The organism is Vreelandella massiliensis (assembly GCF_900155385.1).
GTDB lineage: Bacteria > Pseudomonadota > Gammaproteobacteria > Pseudomonadales > Halomonadaceae > Vreelandella > Vreelandella massiliensis.
The window spans coordinates 1-15,875 of sequence record NZ_LT699761.1 but is presented as its reverse complement, the minus strand read 5'-3'; the positions used below and the strand labels follow the sequence as shown (position 1 = coordinate 15,875).

Below are 15,875 nucleotides of genomic sequence, written 5' to 3'. Positions count from 1 at the left end.
GCTGAAGTGGTGTTTCAAGTGGTGTTATCAATGCCATCTTATGAAAAAATTGCCTTATATATTTGATTTAATCGCTAAAGACCGTATTCCTTACATGAAATACGGTCGTTTTTTGGCTATGATTAAAGTCGCTTCATGGGTTCTCGTCGTGACGACGCAACCATCTCTGGTTGAGTAGTGGCGAGGACTTTCTCATGGCACGACAGCCCACCACGCGGTTAAGCCCGCGCCGTATCGAAACGCTAAAGCCTAGCGATAAGCCCTATCGTGTGACCGATGGCTCTGCCACGCCCGGAGGTTTACTGCTGGAGGTTCGCCCTACGGGTGGCAAGTCGTGGATCTCGCGGGTAAGCATTGGCGGCGGTCACGAGAAAAGCGACAGCGGTGAGTTGATCAAGCGTCGTGCGCGTCGCGTGGATATTACGCTCGGCCAGTGGCCGGCCATTGATATTGAAACGGCCCATGCGCTTCACCGTAAAAACGCCGCAATAGTCGCTTCTGGTTGTGATCCACGCGCAGAGAAGCAAGCGCGCCTTATCGTGCCGCTATTCAGCGAACTCATGGAGCGATGGCTGGATCATATCGAGCGTAACAAGTCGCTAACCCCTCGCACCCTAGAGGCGCACCGTCGTCGCTGGCGTCTTCACCTTAATAGGCTGAACACCTTCTCGGTGGATCAGTTAACCCGGGCAGTGATAGCCCCGGTGCTGACACGCATTGCGGAAAAGGCACCCGCGCAGGCAAGAGCAAGCCTTATCACGTTGAAGGCCGCGCTTGCGTGGGCATGTCACCAGGGATGGATCGATGATAACCCGGCTGATGGCATGAAGGCCGGTGCGTACGGTGCGGGTACAAGTAAGCCGCGCGATGTGGTGCTGACACTGGAAGAGCTTCGGACCGTATGGCAGGCAGTGACCGCCTCACGTATGGACCCTTGGACCAAAGCGGCAATCCAGCTGCTTGTTTTGACCGGGGCACGGCGTGATGAGGTGGCCGGTATGCGCATCGAGGAATTAGACCTCGACAATGCGGCCTGGCATCTACCGGCGGCGCGCGCGAAAACCTCCACCGCTCGCACGATATACCTTCCCTCAATGGCAGTATCGCTGATCCGTGAGCGCATTAAACAGCGCACTAGCGGTCCAGTATTGTCGGGCAGAACCGGCGACGGTATTCACGCAGACAGCCTGACAACGGCCATGACGCGTTTACGTCGCGGGAAGCTCAACGAGCTAGGGCAGAGGAAGCCTTTCACTATCCACGATTTGCGCCGTAGTGCCGCTACCGCTTGGGGTGAGTGCCTCGACGCACAACCTGAACTGATTGACCGTATGCTGGGACACGCGCGCCGTAACCCGATCGAAGCGGCCTACCAGCACCAAACGTATGAGCGGCAGCAACGCCGCATTATTGAGGCGTGGGGCGCCCTAGTGCTGGATCATGTAGCGAATCAGCCCGGCGATAACGTGACGCCGATGCGACGTAAATCAGGCCATGAGGTGGCGCTATGAGCCGTGGGTTTCAGCAGGTATCGCTAATTGATGATCTTGGCGATGATCTTCCGTACCTGCGTGGCGAGTTGATACATCGGCTTCGCGGAATGGCAAAGGGTCGCGTTCTTCGTATGCTGGAGACAGCTGAAGGGGAAGCCCTGTTCATCCAGCAAATGAATAGGGTGTACGTTTATCCGCGTTTTTCTGATCTAGTTGGCGAGGCGTCAACAGAGCGCGTGCCGTACACGGTCGACCTGGGAGAAAAGCATGGTCAGGTGACGATAGATTTGCCGACACCTGAACGACTTATGGATTTGTTGCTGCTCAATTTTTATAGCTGGCAGAGCTATACAATTTTCTCCACGCCGAACCGCAAGGTGTATTACGGCCATGTGTGGATGGCAGCGGACAAGCCAGATGAGCTGACATCCTCCCTGGGGGTTGTGGCTCGCTCATGGCCTAGCTTCAATGAATGGATATTGAACGCTGAACAGGCGTGCCAGGAGAGCTTCACACCACTGGCATCCCGTTTGTCTGATGCAAGCATTCCGCCATTGCTGAAGAACCAGAACCCTGGTGACTTACGTGCTGAAAACCTTCTAAAGCGGGAAAAGCCCGGGCGAGGCAGGCCTATGCGCTGTGTAGTTTGCCGCCAACTCACCACGCGCGAAGCGTCCGATGTCGTTAAGAAAGAGCGTATCTGTTTTGAATGCCTCCATTATCAGATGAAGTGGCGCTCGCTCTAGGCTCGCTTGCTGCCAATTACGCCCAAAAGCTCTCAGTTCATCTTGCAAGTAATGAGCCTTTGAAGTATTATTTTCCCTAGGATGGGATTTTTGCATAGGTAAATAATCCATCGCGCTAATAAGCCGCCGAAAGGGCGGTTTTTTTGTGCCTAAAATTTATTACACAACTCTTCTAACCCTGCCTGCGCGCGGGGTTTTTTTCGTGTCTGGAGGTAAAAAAATGAACGACGAAGGCTACTTGAACAGCCGGGAAATCGTTGAGCGGCTGGGTATCGGTCAATCGACGTTATTTCGCTGGGTGCGGGAAGGGCGCTTTCCGAAGCCATTGCGGGTGGGGTATCGCTTCTCCCGCTGGCGGATTGCGGACGTAAAGCGCTGGGAAGAAGAGCAACTAACAGCATCGTAAAAAGCAAACGGAGATAAGCGTTATGTCAGCAGCCAATGCCGCTCGTGAGAGCCGCAAAACAGCCAAGCCACTAAAAATCGAGCTCGCGCTCGACATGCTTATTCGTGCCGACCGAGAAAGTCGTTATGTCATGCAATATGACGCGTCAGACGAATATGGCGAAACGTGCTTTCACACAACGATTTCGACCTTGCGGGACAAAGGTATCGATTTTCTTCAGCTCCCTTATAAACACACACATCGTCACGGTGGTACCGCCCACTTCCAGTCTTACCGAATTTCCCCTAAAAGCCGCGCCGCGGCGCTCAATCTCGCCAATCATTACGCCGCCATGCGTGGGGGAAGCTTATGACATCCGTTGCAAGCCAGGTGCCTCTCTCAGACATGTTGAGTGCCGCAAAAGCGACCAGTGATCGCATCGACCGTTTGGTTGAAGCGCTGACCTTTACCCATCAAGGGAGCGATCTTTATCAGTTACAAAAAACCAACAAAAACAGGGTCGTGGCAATAATAAGGTCGCGACAAATTACGCACACATGCGCTTCCAAAGCCTCTTCAACACCTCCGTTAGATAACGAAGCCCCGCTTAAAAAGTGGGGTTTCTTGCTTCAACAGGCGGCCGACCTCTTGGATGCAGCTGAGCAAGCATTTGCTCTAGATATGCCTGATGTTGCGCTACCCGTGCTAGCGCAAAGCGCGGCCTCTTTGCTGCAAATGGTGGATGAGGCTGAACGAAATAAGCCTGTGAAGAAAAAAAATCAGGAAAGCAGGACAAAAACCTCAGCCCGTACCCCTTTTTAATTATTGGTACAGGTGTGAACCACAGCAGGAGTGTAACAGTGCCCCATATTGATGACGTGATCGACATGATCGATAGCTATGCCGAGTTGTTGAGCATCGCTATCGGCCTCGCTGATGTCATGCCGGCAGAAGAGGTTCCTTATCTGCCAACGTGGCGTGCTGTTCGCTGCTGCCGCTGTGGTCTTGAAGCGCTACAGACAGCAGGTGGCAGTGTTGAACGGACAAATTCCTTCACGCGCCCCGTGTCCATCGGCGGTCGGTGGTTTCGTCCAATCGATCTTATCCGGCATGCGCTGGAAACGATTGAGAGGGCTGCCGACATCGTTGAGCAACACCAGCAAAGTCAGTCGACGCCGGTAAATAGTCGAGAGGCCCTTAATGGGTTAGCGGATCGGCTTTATCACGTCGAGCAAGACCTGCGCGGTTTGCTGGGCCCCGTCGTAGCGCAACTTTCACTGCCTCACCGCCAACAAGCCTAGTAACAAAAAGCCTCGTCTCCGTGCTGTGGCTGGCGGGAGGCGAGGCTGCTGAAAAGCGCTGGAGGCGCGAAATTGTGACTCATATTATACGCAGCAATACCGAAAACCGCACGGAAGATCCCGTTGAAAGCTTTGTCGCTGCAATCGCAGAAGCGGGGTTACCAGTGCCTCAAAGGGTCATCCCAGATGGCCAGTTACACCGCTATCCCACGAACGGAAAGAGCGGCGATAAGGCAGGTTTTTACGCCCTTCATCTCGATGGAGTAGCGGCGGGGCATTTTGGATGCTGGCGCAACGGTATTCGGCAAACATGGAGTGCTCATAAAGGCAGCAAGCTTAATCGAGAAGAGCTAGATCAGCTGCGTCAGAGTATGGAAGCGGAAGAGCGGCATCGGCGCAAATACCAGGCTCAGCGTGCCGAAATTGCGAACAGCATTTGGGAGTCTGCAAAACCAGCTTCCTCTAACCACCCCTACCTCATGCGTAAAGGTATTCAACCCTGCGGCGACCTACGGCAAGCCGATATTAGCGAAGCAATCTGGTTCGACGACCAGAATCGTACCGGCACACTGCCAAACTGTTTGCTGGTCAGCGTAGAAGGGCCTTCGGGAATTCAGACGCTTGAGGCAATCACACCGCGCGGTGACAAGCTCTTTATGGCTGGCGGGCAGATGAAAGGCGGCTACCACGTAATCTCAGGCTCCTCCGAGTCGATTTATGTAGTAGAGGGGTGGGCCACAGGGGCCAGCGTCCACGCGGCCACCGGGGCTACGGTAGCCGTTAGCTTCACCTCCGGCGCACTTCTTCCTACTGCCAAACGCGTCAGAAGTGAAGCACCCGGGGCGCATTTAGTGATTGCAGGGGACAACGACCGTAAGGGTGACGGCAGCAATCCAGGCCGCCATGCCGCCGAGAAAGCCGCTGATGCGACTGGAGGCGAGATGCTGCTACCTGAGTTTGCTGATAGCGAGGCGGGCAGCGACTGGAACGATTATCACGCTATCCGAGGGCTTGATGCTCTGCGGGACGCTTTGGTGCCGATGAACGATGAAGAGGACGATATTCTGGCCTTCCTCGAACAGTCGAAAGCTAAGCATCTGCTCGCCAAAGAGCCGCCGCCACAGCGTTATGTGGTGGATGGTTTAATACCCGAACCAGTGGCTGCGGCAATTGTCGCTCCTGGTTCAACTGGTAAATCTTATTGGCTGATGCAACTGGCGGCGTCTGTGACTACCGGGATGCCTTTCATGGGCAGAAAGATCGAGCGACCCGGATCTGTTCTTATGTTTGGTGCGGAAGATAGCAAGGACGAAATGTCTCGTCGGCTACATAGCATCGTGAATGAAAGTGAATGGGATGGATGTCGTCTCGACTCAAAAACTTTGGGTGAGCGGTACTACCCCGTTTCGGTTTTGGGTAAAGATAACCGCCTAACCATACATGACGGCCGTGACATCGTGCGACACGAAGAGCGCATCTCTCGCTTAATCCGGATGGCAAAAGCAATTCCCGATCTCCGCATGATCATCATCGACCCTGTATCGCGCTTTCGCTCTGGCGATGAAAACGACAATGAAGCGGCGACGCGATTTGTTGAAGTGCTCGAGCAGATCCGTGAGGAGACCGGTGTCACGGTGCTATGCGCTCACCACAGCCGAAAAGGCAGCACCGGCGAGGATGTTAACGATATACGCGGCGCCAGTGCGTTCGTCGACGCCCTCCGATTTGCGGCCACCCTGGCCAAGCCACAGCCGGGTAAAGGGATCAATGAGGACGATTTAAAGAACTTGGTCCGGTTCAGCGTCGTGAAATCGAATTACCGCACCGACGTTGATGAGCAGTGGATGCGCCGCAGCGTGGGAGGTGTGCTCAAGCCGATAGAGACACCTAAGCGAGAGTCCGTAGCCGTCCAGCAGCGTAGCGAAGACCGCTATCAAGAGGTCCTACCCCGGCTGAAAGAACTCATTGGCCGAAAAGCTGAGTCGGGGGATCCGTTAACACGTAGCAAGCTACGTCGGCTGTATGGCGGGAAAGAAAACGACTTTGGTGTCGGTAAGGACCTGTTGGAAAAAATGGCGAATCAAGCTTTAGAAGAAAGGGCTTTAAAGCTACACGAGGATGGAACGCTCCATCTGTGGTGAAGATGTCCGTTGCCACTGCAATGCAATAGGGAGTGAGGATGAAAAGAGACTGGGACGCTATTCATGATGATTTCAGGGCTGGTGTTTTAAGTATTCGCGCTATCGCCACCAAGCACGGCGCGCATGAAGCCACGATCCGTAAGCGTGCCAAGGCGGAAGGCTGGCAGCGTGATCTATCTCAGCACGTCAGAGCGGCTACCAACGCCAAGTTGGTACGCAGCAAAAGCACGCACCTGGACGAGAACCTGCCCGACGACGATAACGCCCTGATAGAGGCCGCTGCCGACTCCAACGTCGCTGTGGTGTTGGAACACAGGGAGGCTATACGCCGCTGGAAGGGAATCGCCAGCAAGCTCGCTGCCGTTCTGACTGAGATGGACGTGAACGACAATAACGTCGCCGACTTTGCGCGCACGCTTAATAGTGGCGTGGACGCCCTAGGCAAGTGTATACGCCTTGAGCGCCAAGCCTTTGGGCTGGACGACAAAGAGCAGAATGACGAGCCACCAGAGCGCCGTCTAACGGATGAAGAGCTAGAGGCACGTATTGAGCAGTTATCGGCTAGCGTCGCGTAATATGACTTATTATCCCAACTTGGATCAGTCACGCAACGCGAACTGGTTCTTGTACTGGTCGAAGTGCTGACGGGCCTTGAGAGTGTCGGCGCGGTCAATAATTGCGGCTACGCACCATGTTGCGTAATCGTTGGAATTCATGATGAACCGGCATAGCTTTTCATAGGGCGCTCCTTCCATCTCGCCGGCGAGGCTGAAAGTGCCATAAATGTCGCCACCTTCCGCAGAGCTATTTATTACGCTGGCTGTACCCTCCTGAACTGAATCTTCCTGACCTTTCACGAAGCTGCGGAACCACTGCCGAGAAGGCTTTTGTTTGTGGTCTTGGTAAAGAGTCAGCGTATAGAACGTCCAATCCTCTTCGGACGTATGGGCAACATGAGTAATGTTGGCATTCTCAAAGACGTTTTCATATGTGCCGCCCGGGAAAAATGCCTCCACTTTCCCTGCGACGTCGATTACCTCGGCCTGAGATGTCAGTGGCAGAAGGGCAAACACACACCCTGCTCCGATAGCACGTCGTATTGCTGAATCCATGTTCACTCCCGTCGCTGTCGGGTGTTCGCAAGAACCCTCCCTGGCTCGCGTGACTGCAGACGAAATGGCCTCCTTGCCACAACGTGAGGTGTTAAGGCGTCACACGAAGCATGGTCCATTGAGTGAAGGCTGTCTGTAGGAAATCACCGAATGAGTACGTAAGTGATTGCCTACGGTTATATCGCCCTTCTATGGCAACAGGCTGCTTAGAGCAAACGGCTCAGGGAAAGATTGGCAACTGCAGGTTTAGCTGATATATGACGTTGTTCATTTTTTGAAATCAGAAACAGGCCCTTTTATCTGCTTGCCACCAAACCATACGACTTTGGCGAGATAATCCTCTCCTAGGTGGTCGATAAAGTCAGGCCAGTCGGCGTGAGGTCGTTTTAGATAGGGGGTCTCGTAATCAATTCTCCACCAGCGGTTATAGGTGGTAATTGGTCTGAAGGGAGGTGTTTTGCGTTTATTTTTGTTCAGCGGCAGCTGAAGATAATAAGCATGCGACCATTCCGCCAAATCCAGCATGTTGTCTGTGACTTTCATCTTTCTGCCCGGGGTTCGAGGCGATGCGACTTCGCCTAACCAAATCTCTAAATCACGGGGGATGTGCCCAACTGCTGGATGCTGTGATGTCAGGCGAGTCTTCAAGCTTTTCGCAATACCTATGTACTGAATCCAGGATTTTCGCTGGAATGGCTGTTTGCCGATTAGCACATACAAGCCATCATCGAAATCGAACTTAGTGACCTCCCGAACCTGCTCCAGGGTATATGGACCAAACCAGTCAATAATGGCGGTTAGTGCTTTCATGCCTATACCTAAAATCGAAAGGGAGCAGGTTAATTTTACAGCCCGAATTAATCAATAAGTTGCTCATGTGGGGAAGGCTGAGCGGGTGCGCCGGCGCGGTAAGGGTTACATCCGCGATGTACTGTTGAGGGCTTATAACCCAAAATTGCAGCCGTATCGAGAAAGCCCATTTACAGCGGTGTGGCTGACGACTGGGAGTGAGCCTTTGAGATTTTCGCTGATGGCAAGGTTTAGGCAAGGGTTATCATGCCCAGAGCGCTAAGATAAGAGCGCAACTAAACCCCAAGGGTAAATGCCAATACTGGCCGATCCTGATAGCGTGACGAGACATTCACCAGTAGGGCGACACCATGATGGATAACCACGAGCAGGAACCCGAATACCTACCTTTGCCGCCCTTGTACCCACGAACGGACACCAATCCCACATGCCACCAGCAATCCCAGTGCAAGGAAGCAGGTAATCAGATAGAGGTTCCCTGTATCGTCTATGCCAGACCTGCAAAGACTTCCTTCTGGAAACGCTGCGCTGGCTTTATCAGGCGTCATTCAGGTAGGGATAAATAGGGTGTCAAACCTCATAAAACCTCAACGCGGTTCATTGGTTCGCAGCTTAGGTTCGCATTGTTCGCGCGAACTTGGTTCGAATAGCTGGGATTCGAATACCCGGCCTCGAACCGTTATAAAACGTAATAAGCGCGCAGTCTCACCCCAACGAAACCAATCATAGGAACCTGCGAAAACCAGCTATTGCTGGCGCTGTGATACTAGGGAAAACTCAAGGTACGAGGCTCTAGTACGAATTGCGCTGTTCGTGCTGGCACGGACTTGGTCACGCACTGAGCCAATGGTTTAGCACGAGTTCAAAGGCTCGCATTGGACCGATTATGGTGCGCATTATATTCAAGCGGAAAAGGTCTTACACAATGAGCCTACTGGTACTTGTAATCGGAATAGCGCTGTTTCTTATTGGGGCGTACCTCCAGTATGAAGATAAAAACAGCGTTGCCGCCTGGATTTTTATGGGCGTAGGAGGATTGCTATGGGCTACCGCTATTTACGCATGAAAGGGCGGGCCGTAGCTTTCGGAGCAGTACGCGCGGGCGAGAGAGACCGAGTTTCTTGACACTATAAAAAGGGCGAGCACCGCAACCAGAAGGCCACAAAGCGCAACGGCTGCGATTACAAAGCTGACGCTGTTTTAGAGAGATAGGGCCAGAACAGGGATAACCCATGAACAAAACAAAACACGATATCACTCAGCGCCTGACCGCCGAGGAAGTGGCGTCATTACGCAAGGAAATGCTGCTCGCTGAACGCAGGATGGCTGAGATGTTCGCCATGAGCCCCAAAGTCCAAAAGCTCAAAGCTGAACTGAATCGAGAGCGGAAGCTTAGCAACCTCGGCCAATAGGCGAGAGGTCTTATCTCGAGTCAGTGACACCACCGATCGGAAGACCATGAATGATAAAAACCATAATGAGGCGCACAGCTCGCCCAATTATCGCATTAGCTTTTCCATCGCCCTGACAGAATCACTGCGCAACCTCTCAATCTCAGACGGCGTTAAGCGGTAAGGCTTTGCAGTCTGGGCACGCACAGGCTTACGCGAGTGGCCAGAAGTTAGACGATCCTCCAAGGTTTTGGTTTTCATGAGGGCTCCGCAGGCTATGAGGATTGATGGTGCGGTAACGCTAATAAAAAGCCTAGCACCCAACCATTATTAATCCGATAGCTGGCCTGAATGATTGGCCTGGCCTGCTGGCCTGAATCAGGCCACTCCACAAGGCCAGTCCACATAAACCCGCATGGTTGAGGCTTCCGTGAGGAGTGCTGGCCTAAAAGTAAAATCAGGCCACAAGGCCACTGAAACCCGCATGACACGTGGCTTTGACTGGCCTTGTTTTTCTGCCCCTACGGGGGAGACCTGTGTTTCAGGCCACCCCGGGTAGTTGGCGCCAAAGGCGCGCCAATAACCACACCGAGGTCGAGATCAACACGCTACAAATGAACTGCCAGCAACAAATTCAGCTATCGACTGAGCGATGCTGCGATTCGCCGGGGAGCTGAATATCCATGACGGATATGTAGGTCGAAAGCATCGGTCACGTCATCAAAGGGGAGACACTATCACCCATGAGGGTGACAACGTTTGTACCTCTCGTCGGTGGCTATAACGCAAATCAGGGGTAGTACAGCCGCTGACATATATCAGCCGTTGACCCACCCCCTGTATCAGCCGTTGATATACCGGTTTTACCGTGGCCCTGTCGTGGCCCTGTTACCCTTCTGAAGCCCATAGCCACGTGGGTTTATGTGTGGCTTTGTGGAGATTTCCACCGCTGGTGGAATACCGGTACGCCGCGATCAGTAAGGCGCTGTCATTGGTTAACCACGGGGCCGTGTCGAGGGAAATAGCGTATTCCTTGCTAGGACGCCCGCCGTTAGGGTTTTTACCCAGAATCGGGAGAAAGTCTCGGCCCTCAGTAAACCCGTATTGATCAATATAGGTTTCTGGAAGAGCAAGACTTTGTGGCTCACGAAATGGAGCCCGGAAAAGGCTTTAAAATGGGCTCACAAAAAAATGAAGCCCTACAATCAATAATTTAAGAGGTTTTACTCAATTCTGAGCAAAAGGCCAGTGACTGAACTGGTCCATGTGCGCGGACGTTTCCATGGATGGTAAGGCACGCCTGGTGCTTAGCGCAAAACTGCGCCGAGTCGGCCCATGTTGAGCCGATTCGGCCCTTTTCGTTTGTCACTAGCTCAGGCTATTTTAGCGCTGGCGTCAGGTTTGACTTTGGCAGCGTGACTTCATAATATCCGGGTATTGGCTTCTAGCTAGGTTTGTGCCGACCTTGGATTTGAGCAACCTAATCAGGCATTCAGAACCCGAGTTACCCTCCGCTAAGCACCTATTTATAGGCTCTGGCAGATTGTTTAAATGCTCAACATAGCCTTTCAGGCTTCTGCCGGTGCCGGATAGATAGGATCGCAATCATGACTACCGATACCGATGTCACCAAAGAAGCGGCCGACTTCATCATCAAAACGTTTGCCGCAGACAACCGCAAGGTCAAGCCTTCTCATGCTCATGCGCTGATTTCCCACTACTTTGGGTATAACAGCAAGAAGGCAATGATAGATGATGGAGATTGCTGGGTAGATGATGAAGGCAATGGGCTCGACTCCTACGACCCTGACCTGAAACACGTAAAAGAACGGGTCACTGCCATGAAGTCATCGCCTCTAAAGGAAGCTCCCACCGAGTATCTCGCTGACGTCGTATATGCTGGCCTGGCGCCGCCCTGCGAGTGTTGTGGAGAAAAGAGCCTCGATATTATGCCGATCGGAGATCCGTACAACGGGGACACTCCGGAGGGCTGGGTGTCTCAACAATGCGCATCCGATGATGAAGGTTATGGAACCTGCTGGTGTTGCGGCGACCATATTATTCACCGCGCTGAGGATCTCAACGCAGCAGGCGAGTGCCCGGAGCACGCTGGAGAGTCTAGCGTCGATGAAGAAGAGCAAGAAGATAGGGAAAGCTGGATCGAGTATCACACCAAGGACGGTCCGTTTTAATACAGTTCAATAGCCGATAACGAGAAAAAGGTGGCGCGACCAATATCGTGCCACCTTTTTTTTAATTGCCTGCTCATAGCCAGCAACCCAGACTTCGGCGTGGTAGCGGTCGAGGTTGAAGCACGGCAGAGAGCGTCCTGTGCTGTCCCGGTACTCAGCCCAGAATTGGGCCGAGTCAATTTCCAGCTGGATGCACATCTTCTCGATGTCGCGCATCACATGCTTGTGCTGCTTACCAGTCAGCTCCGCAATCTCGCGGCTGCTCATGGTACTGAGCGGAAAATTGCGCTGAGCTGACTTTTCTATGCCGCAATAACCAGCGCAGAGTTGCGCTCGTGCTGCCTCGACGGGGTACGGCTCGCTCTCACTCAGAGCATTTTGCTCCCACTCAGATTGTAGCGCTCTGTTTGAGGCGGGCATTTCTATGGATGGCAGGGCGCATATTGGCAATCAGCGGAAAATTTCGCCGATTGAGCATCACGCTTTCCCGTTTTCTAGTGTTTGGCTGAAGACTTAGCCGAGATATTCATGCTCGCACCGCAACGCTGCGAGCAGGCTGGATGATGATGAACGGGGGGTAGATACTATCGACACCCTTGGCGCGTCGCAGCGGACCACTGCTATCAATGAATCAGTGCGGGCAGAACACAAAAAGATGATGTAAGCTAGGTGAGGTAAGCAATAAGAGTCGGGGTAGGTTAGCCCCATAAAAAAGCAAACCCCCAGATCCTCGGAGCTTGGCGGCAGAAGAGGAACCTGGGGGCGGAGACAAGCGCCGGGAGGGCGCGATTGCCGTATGCCCAGTATAGCCCCAGTGTGCGTTAAACGCACGCCCAATACGCAGATTGAGCTTATTTCTGAGCCCGAGAGCTATCACAGCTCGCAGTGGGGCTTTTTCTCTGTCGTGTCCCGGCATCCTCATAAAGGGATGCTCCAGAAATCCTATCCACTTCGCATGCTGCCGGAAGTGCTCTCGACGGTTCCGCGCGATCGCGATACTTACATCAGTCAAGCTGAGTTCACCAAGCCCAATCGGCGCGTCGTTAATTTAGCGCGCGTCGGCCTGATGTTTGTCGATATTGACCCGGGGCCAGCCACGCACCTCGATGGCGACCAGTGGTCGATGCGCTGCTTGATAGCATGCCAAGACGAAGGCGTGCCAGCGCCGAGCCTAATTGTGTTCAGTGGTCGCGGTGTACACATGAAGTGGCTGCTGGATAGGCCCATTCCTCGCGCGGCGGTCATGCGCTGGAACCATGCGCAAAAATGCCTAGTGAAGCGATTTGAGCACATTGGTGCTGATGCAGGCGCGCGTGACGCCTCTCGCGTTCTCCGCCTTGAAGGCACGATCAATCAGAAAAACCAAAAGCGCTGTGAAGTCATTTGGGAAGATCGAGACCCACGAGATGGCGAGTTGGTGCGTTACAGCTTCGATACGCTGTTTGATGAGCTGGTGGATGTGCCGAGGCATATCTATGAGGCGGAGCGAGAAGCCGAGCAGAAGGCCCGTGAGGAGCGTCAGAGGCGCCGCAAGAGCTTTACCCTTATCCGGGGTGGGAAATACGGCCTACGACGCCTCAGCGACCGTCAGCTTGCCTGGGATCGCCTAGAAGACCTTCGCACGCTTGCCAGTATGCGCTCAGGCAACATTGAAGGGCAGCGGATGCTGTTTTTGTTTTGGACGACAAACTTCCTCGCCCTCGCCGAGCCTACCAAGGCAAATCAACTTCACTACGAAGCCCGCTCTCTCGCCAAAGAGATCGCCCCTGGCTGGACGTATCAAGATTGCGACCTTGGCACCACCTTCCGGCGTGCGACGGCGTACGCACAAGGTGAGCAGGTTGAGTTCAACGGACGCAAATATCCTCCGCTGTACACTCCGCGCAATGACACGCTGATTCAAGCGCTGAAAATCACTGATGAAGAGCAGAAAAAGCTTAAAACCATCATCAGCAAAACGGAAGCAGCCGAACGTCACGCTGAACGTGAGCGACAGCGGCGCAGACTGGCCGGCATAGCGGAGAGGAGCGAATACCTGGAGAACATGGCGGACACAACGAAACGGCGCCGTGAAGCTGCGTTAGCGTTACGCGCCAAGGGTCTTTCACAGCGAGCCATTGCGAAAGAATTGGGTATTTCACAACCTCGTGTCGTGAAGCTGCTTAAAAGTGATAACTAGTGCGTGCGTACTACTTGGGGGCGAAGCCTGTAAGGGGTTAAGGCTCATGGTTTCAACGTGACAATCGGTTATGTGTACTGCTTTGATTCGCTTGTAACAGGACTGGATTTAGTTAATCGAGAAAGTGATAACCGGTCCATGCGTACTACTTGGGGCGAAGCCTATAGGGGCGTGACCGTTGTTATTTATTGAGATGTTTTATTCGATCACTTTTCAGGATTAGGTAATCATAAGACGTTGGGCAGTGGTCCATGCGTACTACTTGAGGCAGAGCCCTATGGCATTAGGTGATAATTCATGCGGATGACACGAAACAAGCAAATGATCTTGGATCTGTTAGCCAGTGAGCCTGAGGATGAATACCTCCCTGCCGCCGCCGTGGCTGAGCGTCTGGGGAAGCGGATGACGGATGTTGCTCGCACATTGCGGCTGATGGAAGATCAGGGCCTTGTCGTGTCGGTGGTGCGTGAAGTGCCGGTGGATCGTCCAGGGCTTGGCACCTATACGCGCGCTTTGAAGTGCTATCAGCGCGCTGTCGATATTTGAAGATAATGCCAACGGAAGCTATCTAGTGAGTTACCTACCTTCAGCCGAGCGCTTTCCTGCCCAATAGGGGGTTTCTGTTATGGATACTCCTCTCGCCTAGGGACCTTCTGCGGTGTATCGCTTGGAGAGGCCTGATGTGGAGTAGGGCCTTTCAGCGTATCTGCAAAAGGTAGGTTTCATTGCCCCTATGGCACTTCAGGGTCGGATATTTTTCCGATCTGTGTCTTTCACTACGATACCTTCGTAGTTGAGCGTCCCAACGGCTGCTGGCTTGCGCGGATGGTCGTCGTTTTTTAATGCTCTGCGGTGATTATTTTCTCGCTGTATTCCATCTGAATCTTTGGGTTAAACGCTCGCATGATTGTCACCAATAACGGTATGACTCTTACCAAAATGGGGTCGGTCACTTACCCCAACTTGGGGTCACTTTTGGGTGCCAGGTCATCACTAATTTAAGAGTGTTCTCCGTCTTAGCATTGAAGGTTAACGCCTTCACTTTTACTCAGATTGAGTAAAACCGTTTATATCAATAGCTCTTACCCTTTCTCGCTAGCTACTACGTTTATTGCGTCATTGCGTTATAGCGTCATTTATTTATGGGTGGTATCGTCTGCCCACCGAAACGAAATCGAACTGAATAGGCGATGACATGGGTTACGTTGTTGGTGTGATCAGCCAGAAAGGTGGCGTGGGAAAATCGACCTTAGCCAGGGCGGTGGCGACGACGTACGCGGCTGCCGGTTGGAACGTGAAAGTGGCGGATCTCGACATTAACCAGGCGACTAGCTTTTCTTGGCTTCAGCGTCGACTTGCGCGAGAAGTTGAGCCGGTGGTGGCAGTGGAAACCTTCGGTACTGTGGGGCAAGCACTGAAGCTGGCGGATGCCTATGACCTGATGGTGATGGACGGTGCTCCACACGCAACCCGAGCGACGGTGGAAATAGCCAAGCGTGCGCACCTTACAGTGCTGCCAACAGGGCTTTCCCTCGATGACCTGGAGCCGACCGTGCTGCTGGCGAATGCGTTGACCGGTGAGCATGGCGTCTCAGTGGAGCGCATCGCTGTCGCCTTGGTGAAGACTGGCGATAGCCCGCGCGAGCTGGATGAAGCGCGCAGCTATCTCGCCGCCACCCCCTATTACGTGCTCGACTCCCAGATCCCTGAGAAGACAGCTTTCCGGCGTGCGCAAGATGGCGGTCAGTCGGTTGTGGAAAGCCCCTACAAAGGCCCGCGCGAGCAAGCTGACGCCTTGATCCAGTCATTAATCGACCGTCTAGAAGCGATAAGCTAGTAAAGAAATAACGCTTTGACGCTTTAACGCGAACTACCAGGAGCGCAACAGATGGCCTCACCAAGCAAGAAGCCCAGCGGCAAAGGATTACCACCGACACCACAAGAGACGACTCATGTGGTGGGAAATGCAACTAGCAAGCCGGAAGCAGGCGAACAGGTGCCGTGCAATTTCCGTGTTTCGCCCGAATTTCGTCGTCGCTTGAAGTCTTTCGCTGCCGCTCACGATAAATCGATGGTCGACATTTTCACCGAAGCGGTGGATGAGTACATCCAAAGGCGTGGCGGG

18 protein-coding genes are annotated in these 15,875 nt (G+C 53.4%); 14 read left to right on the top strand and 4 right to left on the bottom strand.

Annotated features, from left to right (window positions below; genetic code table 11):
• Positions 1 to 194 precede the first annotated feature (194 nt).
• The 8 genes from BQ9846_RS16080 to BQ9846_RS16045 all read left to right on the top strand — a co-directional run bounded on the left by BQ9846_RS16080 (position 195) and on the right by BQ9846_RS16045 (position 6,641).
• Positions 195 to 1,511 carry a tyrosine-type recombinase/integrase gene (locus BQ9846_RS16080; protein WP_075882058.1) on the top strand — a complete coding sequence of 439 codons (1,317 nt, stop codon included), beginning with the start codon at positions 195 to 197 and terminating at the stop codon, positions 1,509 to 1,511.
• On the top strand, positions 1,508 to 2,239 hold the full coding sequence (locus BQ9846_RS16075) for a hypothetical protein (protein WP_075882057.1): 732 nt from the start codon (positions 1,508 to 1,510) through the stop codon (positions 2,237 to 2,239). The genes BQ9846_RS16080 and BQ9846_RS16075 overlap by 4 nt, the downstream gene beginning before the upstream one ends.
• 220 nt (positions 2,240 to 2,459) lie before the next feature.
• Positions 2,460 to 2,645 (top strand): helix-turn-helix transcriptional regulator, encoded by a 186-nt coding sequence (locus tag BQ9846_RS16070; RefSeq protein ID WP_075882056.1) that lies wholly within the window; start codon positions 2,460 to 2,462, stop codon positions 2,643 to 2,645.
• A gap of 22 nt (positions 2,646 to 2,667) precedes the next feature.
• The gene (locus BQ9846_RS16065; protein WP_075882055.1) at positions 2,668 to 2,997 is read left to right on the top strand and encodes a hypothetical protein; all 330 of its coding nucleotides are present in this window, start codon (positions 2,668 to 2,670) and stop codon (positions 2,995 to 2,997) included.
• Complete coding sequence (locus tag BQ9846_RS16060) at positions 2,994 to 3,446, top strand: hypothetical protein (protein ID WP_144049489.1); 453 nt, start codon at positions 2,994 to 2,996, stop codon at positions 3,444 to 3,446. The genes BQ9846_RS16065 and BQ9846_RS16060 overlap by 4 nt, the downstream gene beginning before the upstream one ends.
• A gap of 38 nt (positions 3,447 to 3,484) precedes the next feature.
• Positions 3,485 to 3,925, top strand: coding sequence for a hypothetical protein (locus tag BQ9846_RS16055; protein ID WP_075882053.1), 441 nt, complete (start codon positions 3,485 to 3,487; stop codon positions 3,923 to 3,925).
• Positions 3,926 to 3,945: 20 nt separating this feature from the next.
• Complete coding sequence (locus tag BQ9846_RS16050) at positions 3,946 to 6,066, top strand: AAA family ATPase (protein WP_075882052.1); 2,121 nt, start codon at positions 3,946 to 3,948, stop codon at positions 6,064 to 6,066.
• Between the two features lie 38 nt (positions 6,067 to 6,104).
• Complete coding sequence (locus BQ9846_RS16045; RefSeq protein WP_075882051.1) at positions 6,105 to 6,641, top strand: hypothetical protein; 537 nt, start codon at positions 6,105 to 6,107, stop codon at positions 6,639 to 6,641.
• 24 nt (positions 6,642 to 6,665) lie between these two features.
• On the opposite strand, the gene BQ9846_RS16040 is transcribed toward BQ9846_RS16045, so the two are convergent.
• Together BQ9846_RS16040 and BQ9846_RS16035 are read right to left on the bottom strand one after the other, a co-directional pair.
• A complete protein-coding gene (locus tag BQ9846_RS16040; protein ID WP_075882050.1) occupies positions 6,666 to 7,178 on the bottom strand; it encodes a hypothetical protein in 513 nt (170 codons plus the stop codon).
• A gap of 267 nt (positions 7,179 to 7,445) precedes the next feature.
• Positions 7,446 to 7,988, bottom strand: a complete 543-nt coding sequence (locus BQ9846_RS16035; protein WP_075882049.1) for a hypothetical protein — start codon at positions 7,986 to 7,988, stop codon at positions 7,446 to 7,448.
• A gap of 1,232 nt (positions 7,989 to 9,220) precedes the next feature.
• On the opposite strand from BQ9846_RS16035, the gene BQ9846_RS16025 reads away from it, so the two are divergent.
• Entirely contained in the window at positions 9,221 to 9,400 is a 180-nt protein-coding gene (locus tag BQ9846_RS16025) for a hypothetical protein (protein ID WP_075882047.1), read from the top strand.
• 867 nt (positions 9,401 to 10,267) lie between these two features.
• Here BQ9846_RS16025 and BQ9846_RS17305 read toward each other — a convergent pair.
• Positions 10,268 to 10,492: an antA/AntB antirepressor family protein gene (locus BQ9846_RS17305; RefSeq protein ID WP_083651648.1), complete on the bottom strand. Its 225-nt coding sequence runs from the start codon at positions 10,490 to 10,492 to the stop codon at positions 10,268 to 10,270.
• A 494-nt stretch (positions 10,493 to 10,986) separates the two neighbouring features.
• On the opposite strand from BQ9846_RS17305, the gene BQ9846_RS16015 reads away from it, so the two are divergent.
• Positions 10,987 to 11,571, top strand: a complete 585-nt coding sequence (locus tag BQ9846_RS16015) for a hypothetical protein (RefSeq protein WP_075882046.1) — start codon at positions 10,987 to 10,989, stop codon at positions 11,569 to 11,571.
• 6 nt (positions 11,572 to 11,577) lie between these two features.
• Here the strand turns inward: BQ9846_RS16015 and BQ9846_RS16850 are convergent, their stop codons facing one another.
• Positions 11,578 to 11,838 (bottom strand): Rha family transcriptional regulator, encoded by a 261-nt coding sequence (locus BQ9846_RS16850; RefSeq protein WP_210433214.1) that lies wholly within the window; start codon positions 11,836 to 11,838, stop codon positions 11,578 to 11,580.
• Positions 11,839 to 12,367: 529 nt separating this feature from the next.
• Between BQ9846_RS16850 and BQ9846_RS16005 the strand changes: the two genes are divergently transcribed.
• From BQ9846_RS16005 to BQ9846_RS15990, 4 genes are all read left to right on the top strand, one after another.
• The gene (locus BQ9846_RS16005; RefSeq protein ID WP_144049488.1) at positions 12,368 to 13,750 is read left to right on the top strand and encodes a helix-turn-helix domain-containing protein; all 1,383 of its coding nucleotides are present in this window, start codon (positions 12,368 to 12,370) and stop codon (positions 13,748 to 13,750) included.
• Between the two features lie 297 nt (positions 13,751 to 14,047).
• Entirely contained in the window at positions 14,048 to 14,296 is a 249-nt protein-coding gene (locus BQ9846_RS16000; RefSeq protein ID WP_075882043.1) for a helix-turn-helix domain-containing protein, read from the top strand.
• 649 nt (positions 14,297 to 14,945) lie between these two features.
• Positions 14,946 to 15,587, top strand: a complete 642-nt coding sequence (locus tag BQ9846_RS15995; protein ID WP_075882042.1) for a ParA family protein — start codon at positions 14,946 to 14,948, stop codon at positions 15,585 to 15,587.
• A gap of 51 nt (positions 15,588 to 15,638) precedes the next feature.
• A partial coding sequence (locus tag BQ9846_RS15990; protein ID WP_075882041.1) for a hypothetical protein occupies positions 15,639 to 15,875 on the top strand: 237 nt, incomplete at its 3' end.

Excerpts from the sequence above, each read along its gene's own strand:
- BQ9846_RS16070 (WP_075882056.1), top strand. The coding sequence starts at position 2,460 with ATGAACGACGAAGGCTACTTGAACAGCCGGGAAATCGTTGAGCGGCTG.
- BQ9846_RS16080 (WP_075882058.1), top strand. The coding sequence starts at position 195 with ATGGCACGACAGCCCACCACGCGGTTAAGCCCGCGCCGTATCGAAACG.
- BQ9846_RS16045 (WP_075882051.1), top strand. The coding sequence starts at position 6,105 with ATGAAAAGAGACTGGGACGCTATTCATGATGATTTCAGGGCTGGTGTT.
- BQ9846_RS16065 (WP_075882055.1), top strand. The coding sequence starts at position 2,668 with ATGTCAGCAGCCAATGCCGCTCGTGAGAGCCGCAAAACAGCCAAGCCA.
- BQ9846_RS15995 (WP_075882042.1), top strand. The coding sequence starts at position 14,946 with ATGGGTTACGTTGTTGGTGTGATCAGCCAGAAAGGTGGCGTGGGAAAA.
- BQ9846_RS16025 (WP_075882047.1), top strand. The coding sequence starts at position 9,221 with ATGAACAAAACAAAACACGATATCACTCAGCGCCTGACCGCCGAGGAA.
- BQ9846_RS16015 (WP_075882046.1), top strand. The coding sequence starts at position 10,987 with ATGACTACCGATACCGATGTCACCAAAGAAGCGGCCGACTTCATCATC.
- BQ9846_RS16005 (WP_144049488.1), top strand. The coding sequence starts at position 12,368 with ATGCCCAGTATAGCCCCAGTGTGCGTTAAACGCACGCCCAATACGCAG.
- BQ9846_RS16060 (WP_144049489.1), top strand. The coding sequence starts at position 2,994 with ATGACATCCGTTGCAAGCCAGGTGCCTCTCTCAGACATGTTGAGTGCC.
- BQ9846_RS16035 (WP_075882049.1), bottom strand. The coding sequence starts at position 7,988 with ATGAAAGCACTAACCGCCATTATTGACTGGTTTGGTCCATATACCCTG.
- BQ9846_RS16075 (WP_075882057.1), top strand. The coding sequence starts at position 1,508 with ATGAGCCGTGGGTTTCAGCAGGTATCGCTAATTGATGATCTTGGCGAT.
- BQ9846_RS16000 (WP_075882043.1), top strand. The coding sequence starts at position 14,048 with ATGCGGATGACACGAAACAAGCAAATGATCTTGGATCTGTTAGCCAGT.
- BQ9846_RS16040 (WP_075882050.1), bottom strand. The coding sequence starts at position 7,178 with ATGGATTCAGCAATACGACGTGCTATCGGAGCAGGGTGTGTGTTTGCC.
- BQ9846_RS16850 (WP_210433214.1), bottom strand. The coding sequence starts at position 11,838 with ATGAGCAGCCGCGAGATTGCGGAGCTGACTGGTAAGCAGCACAAGCAT.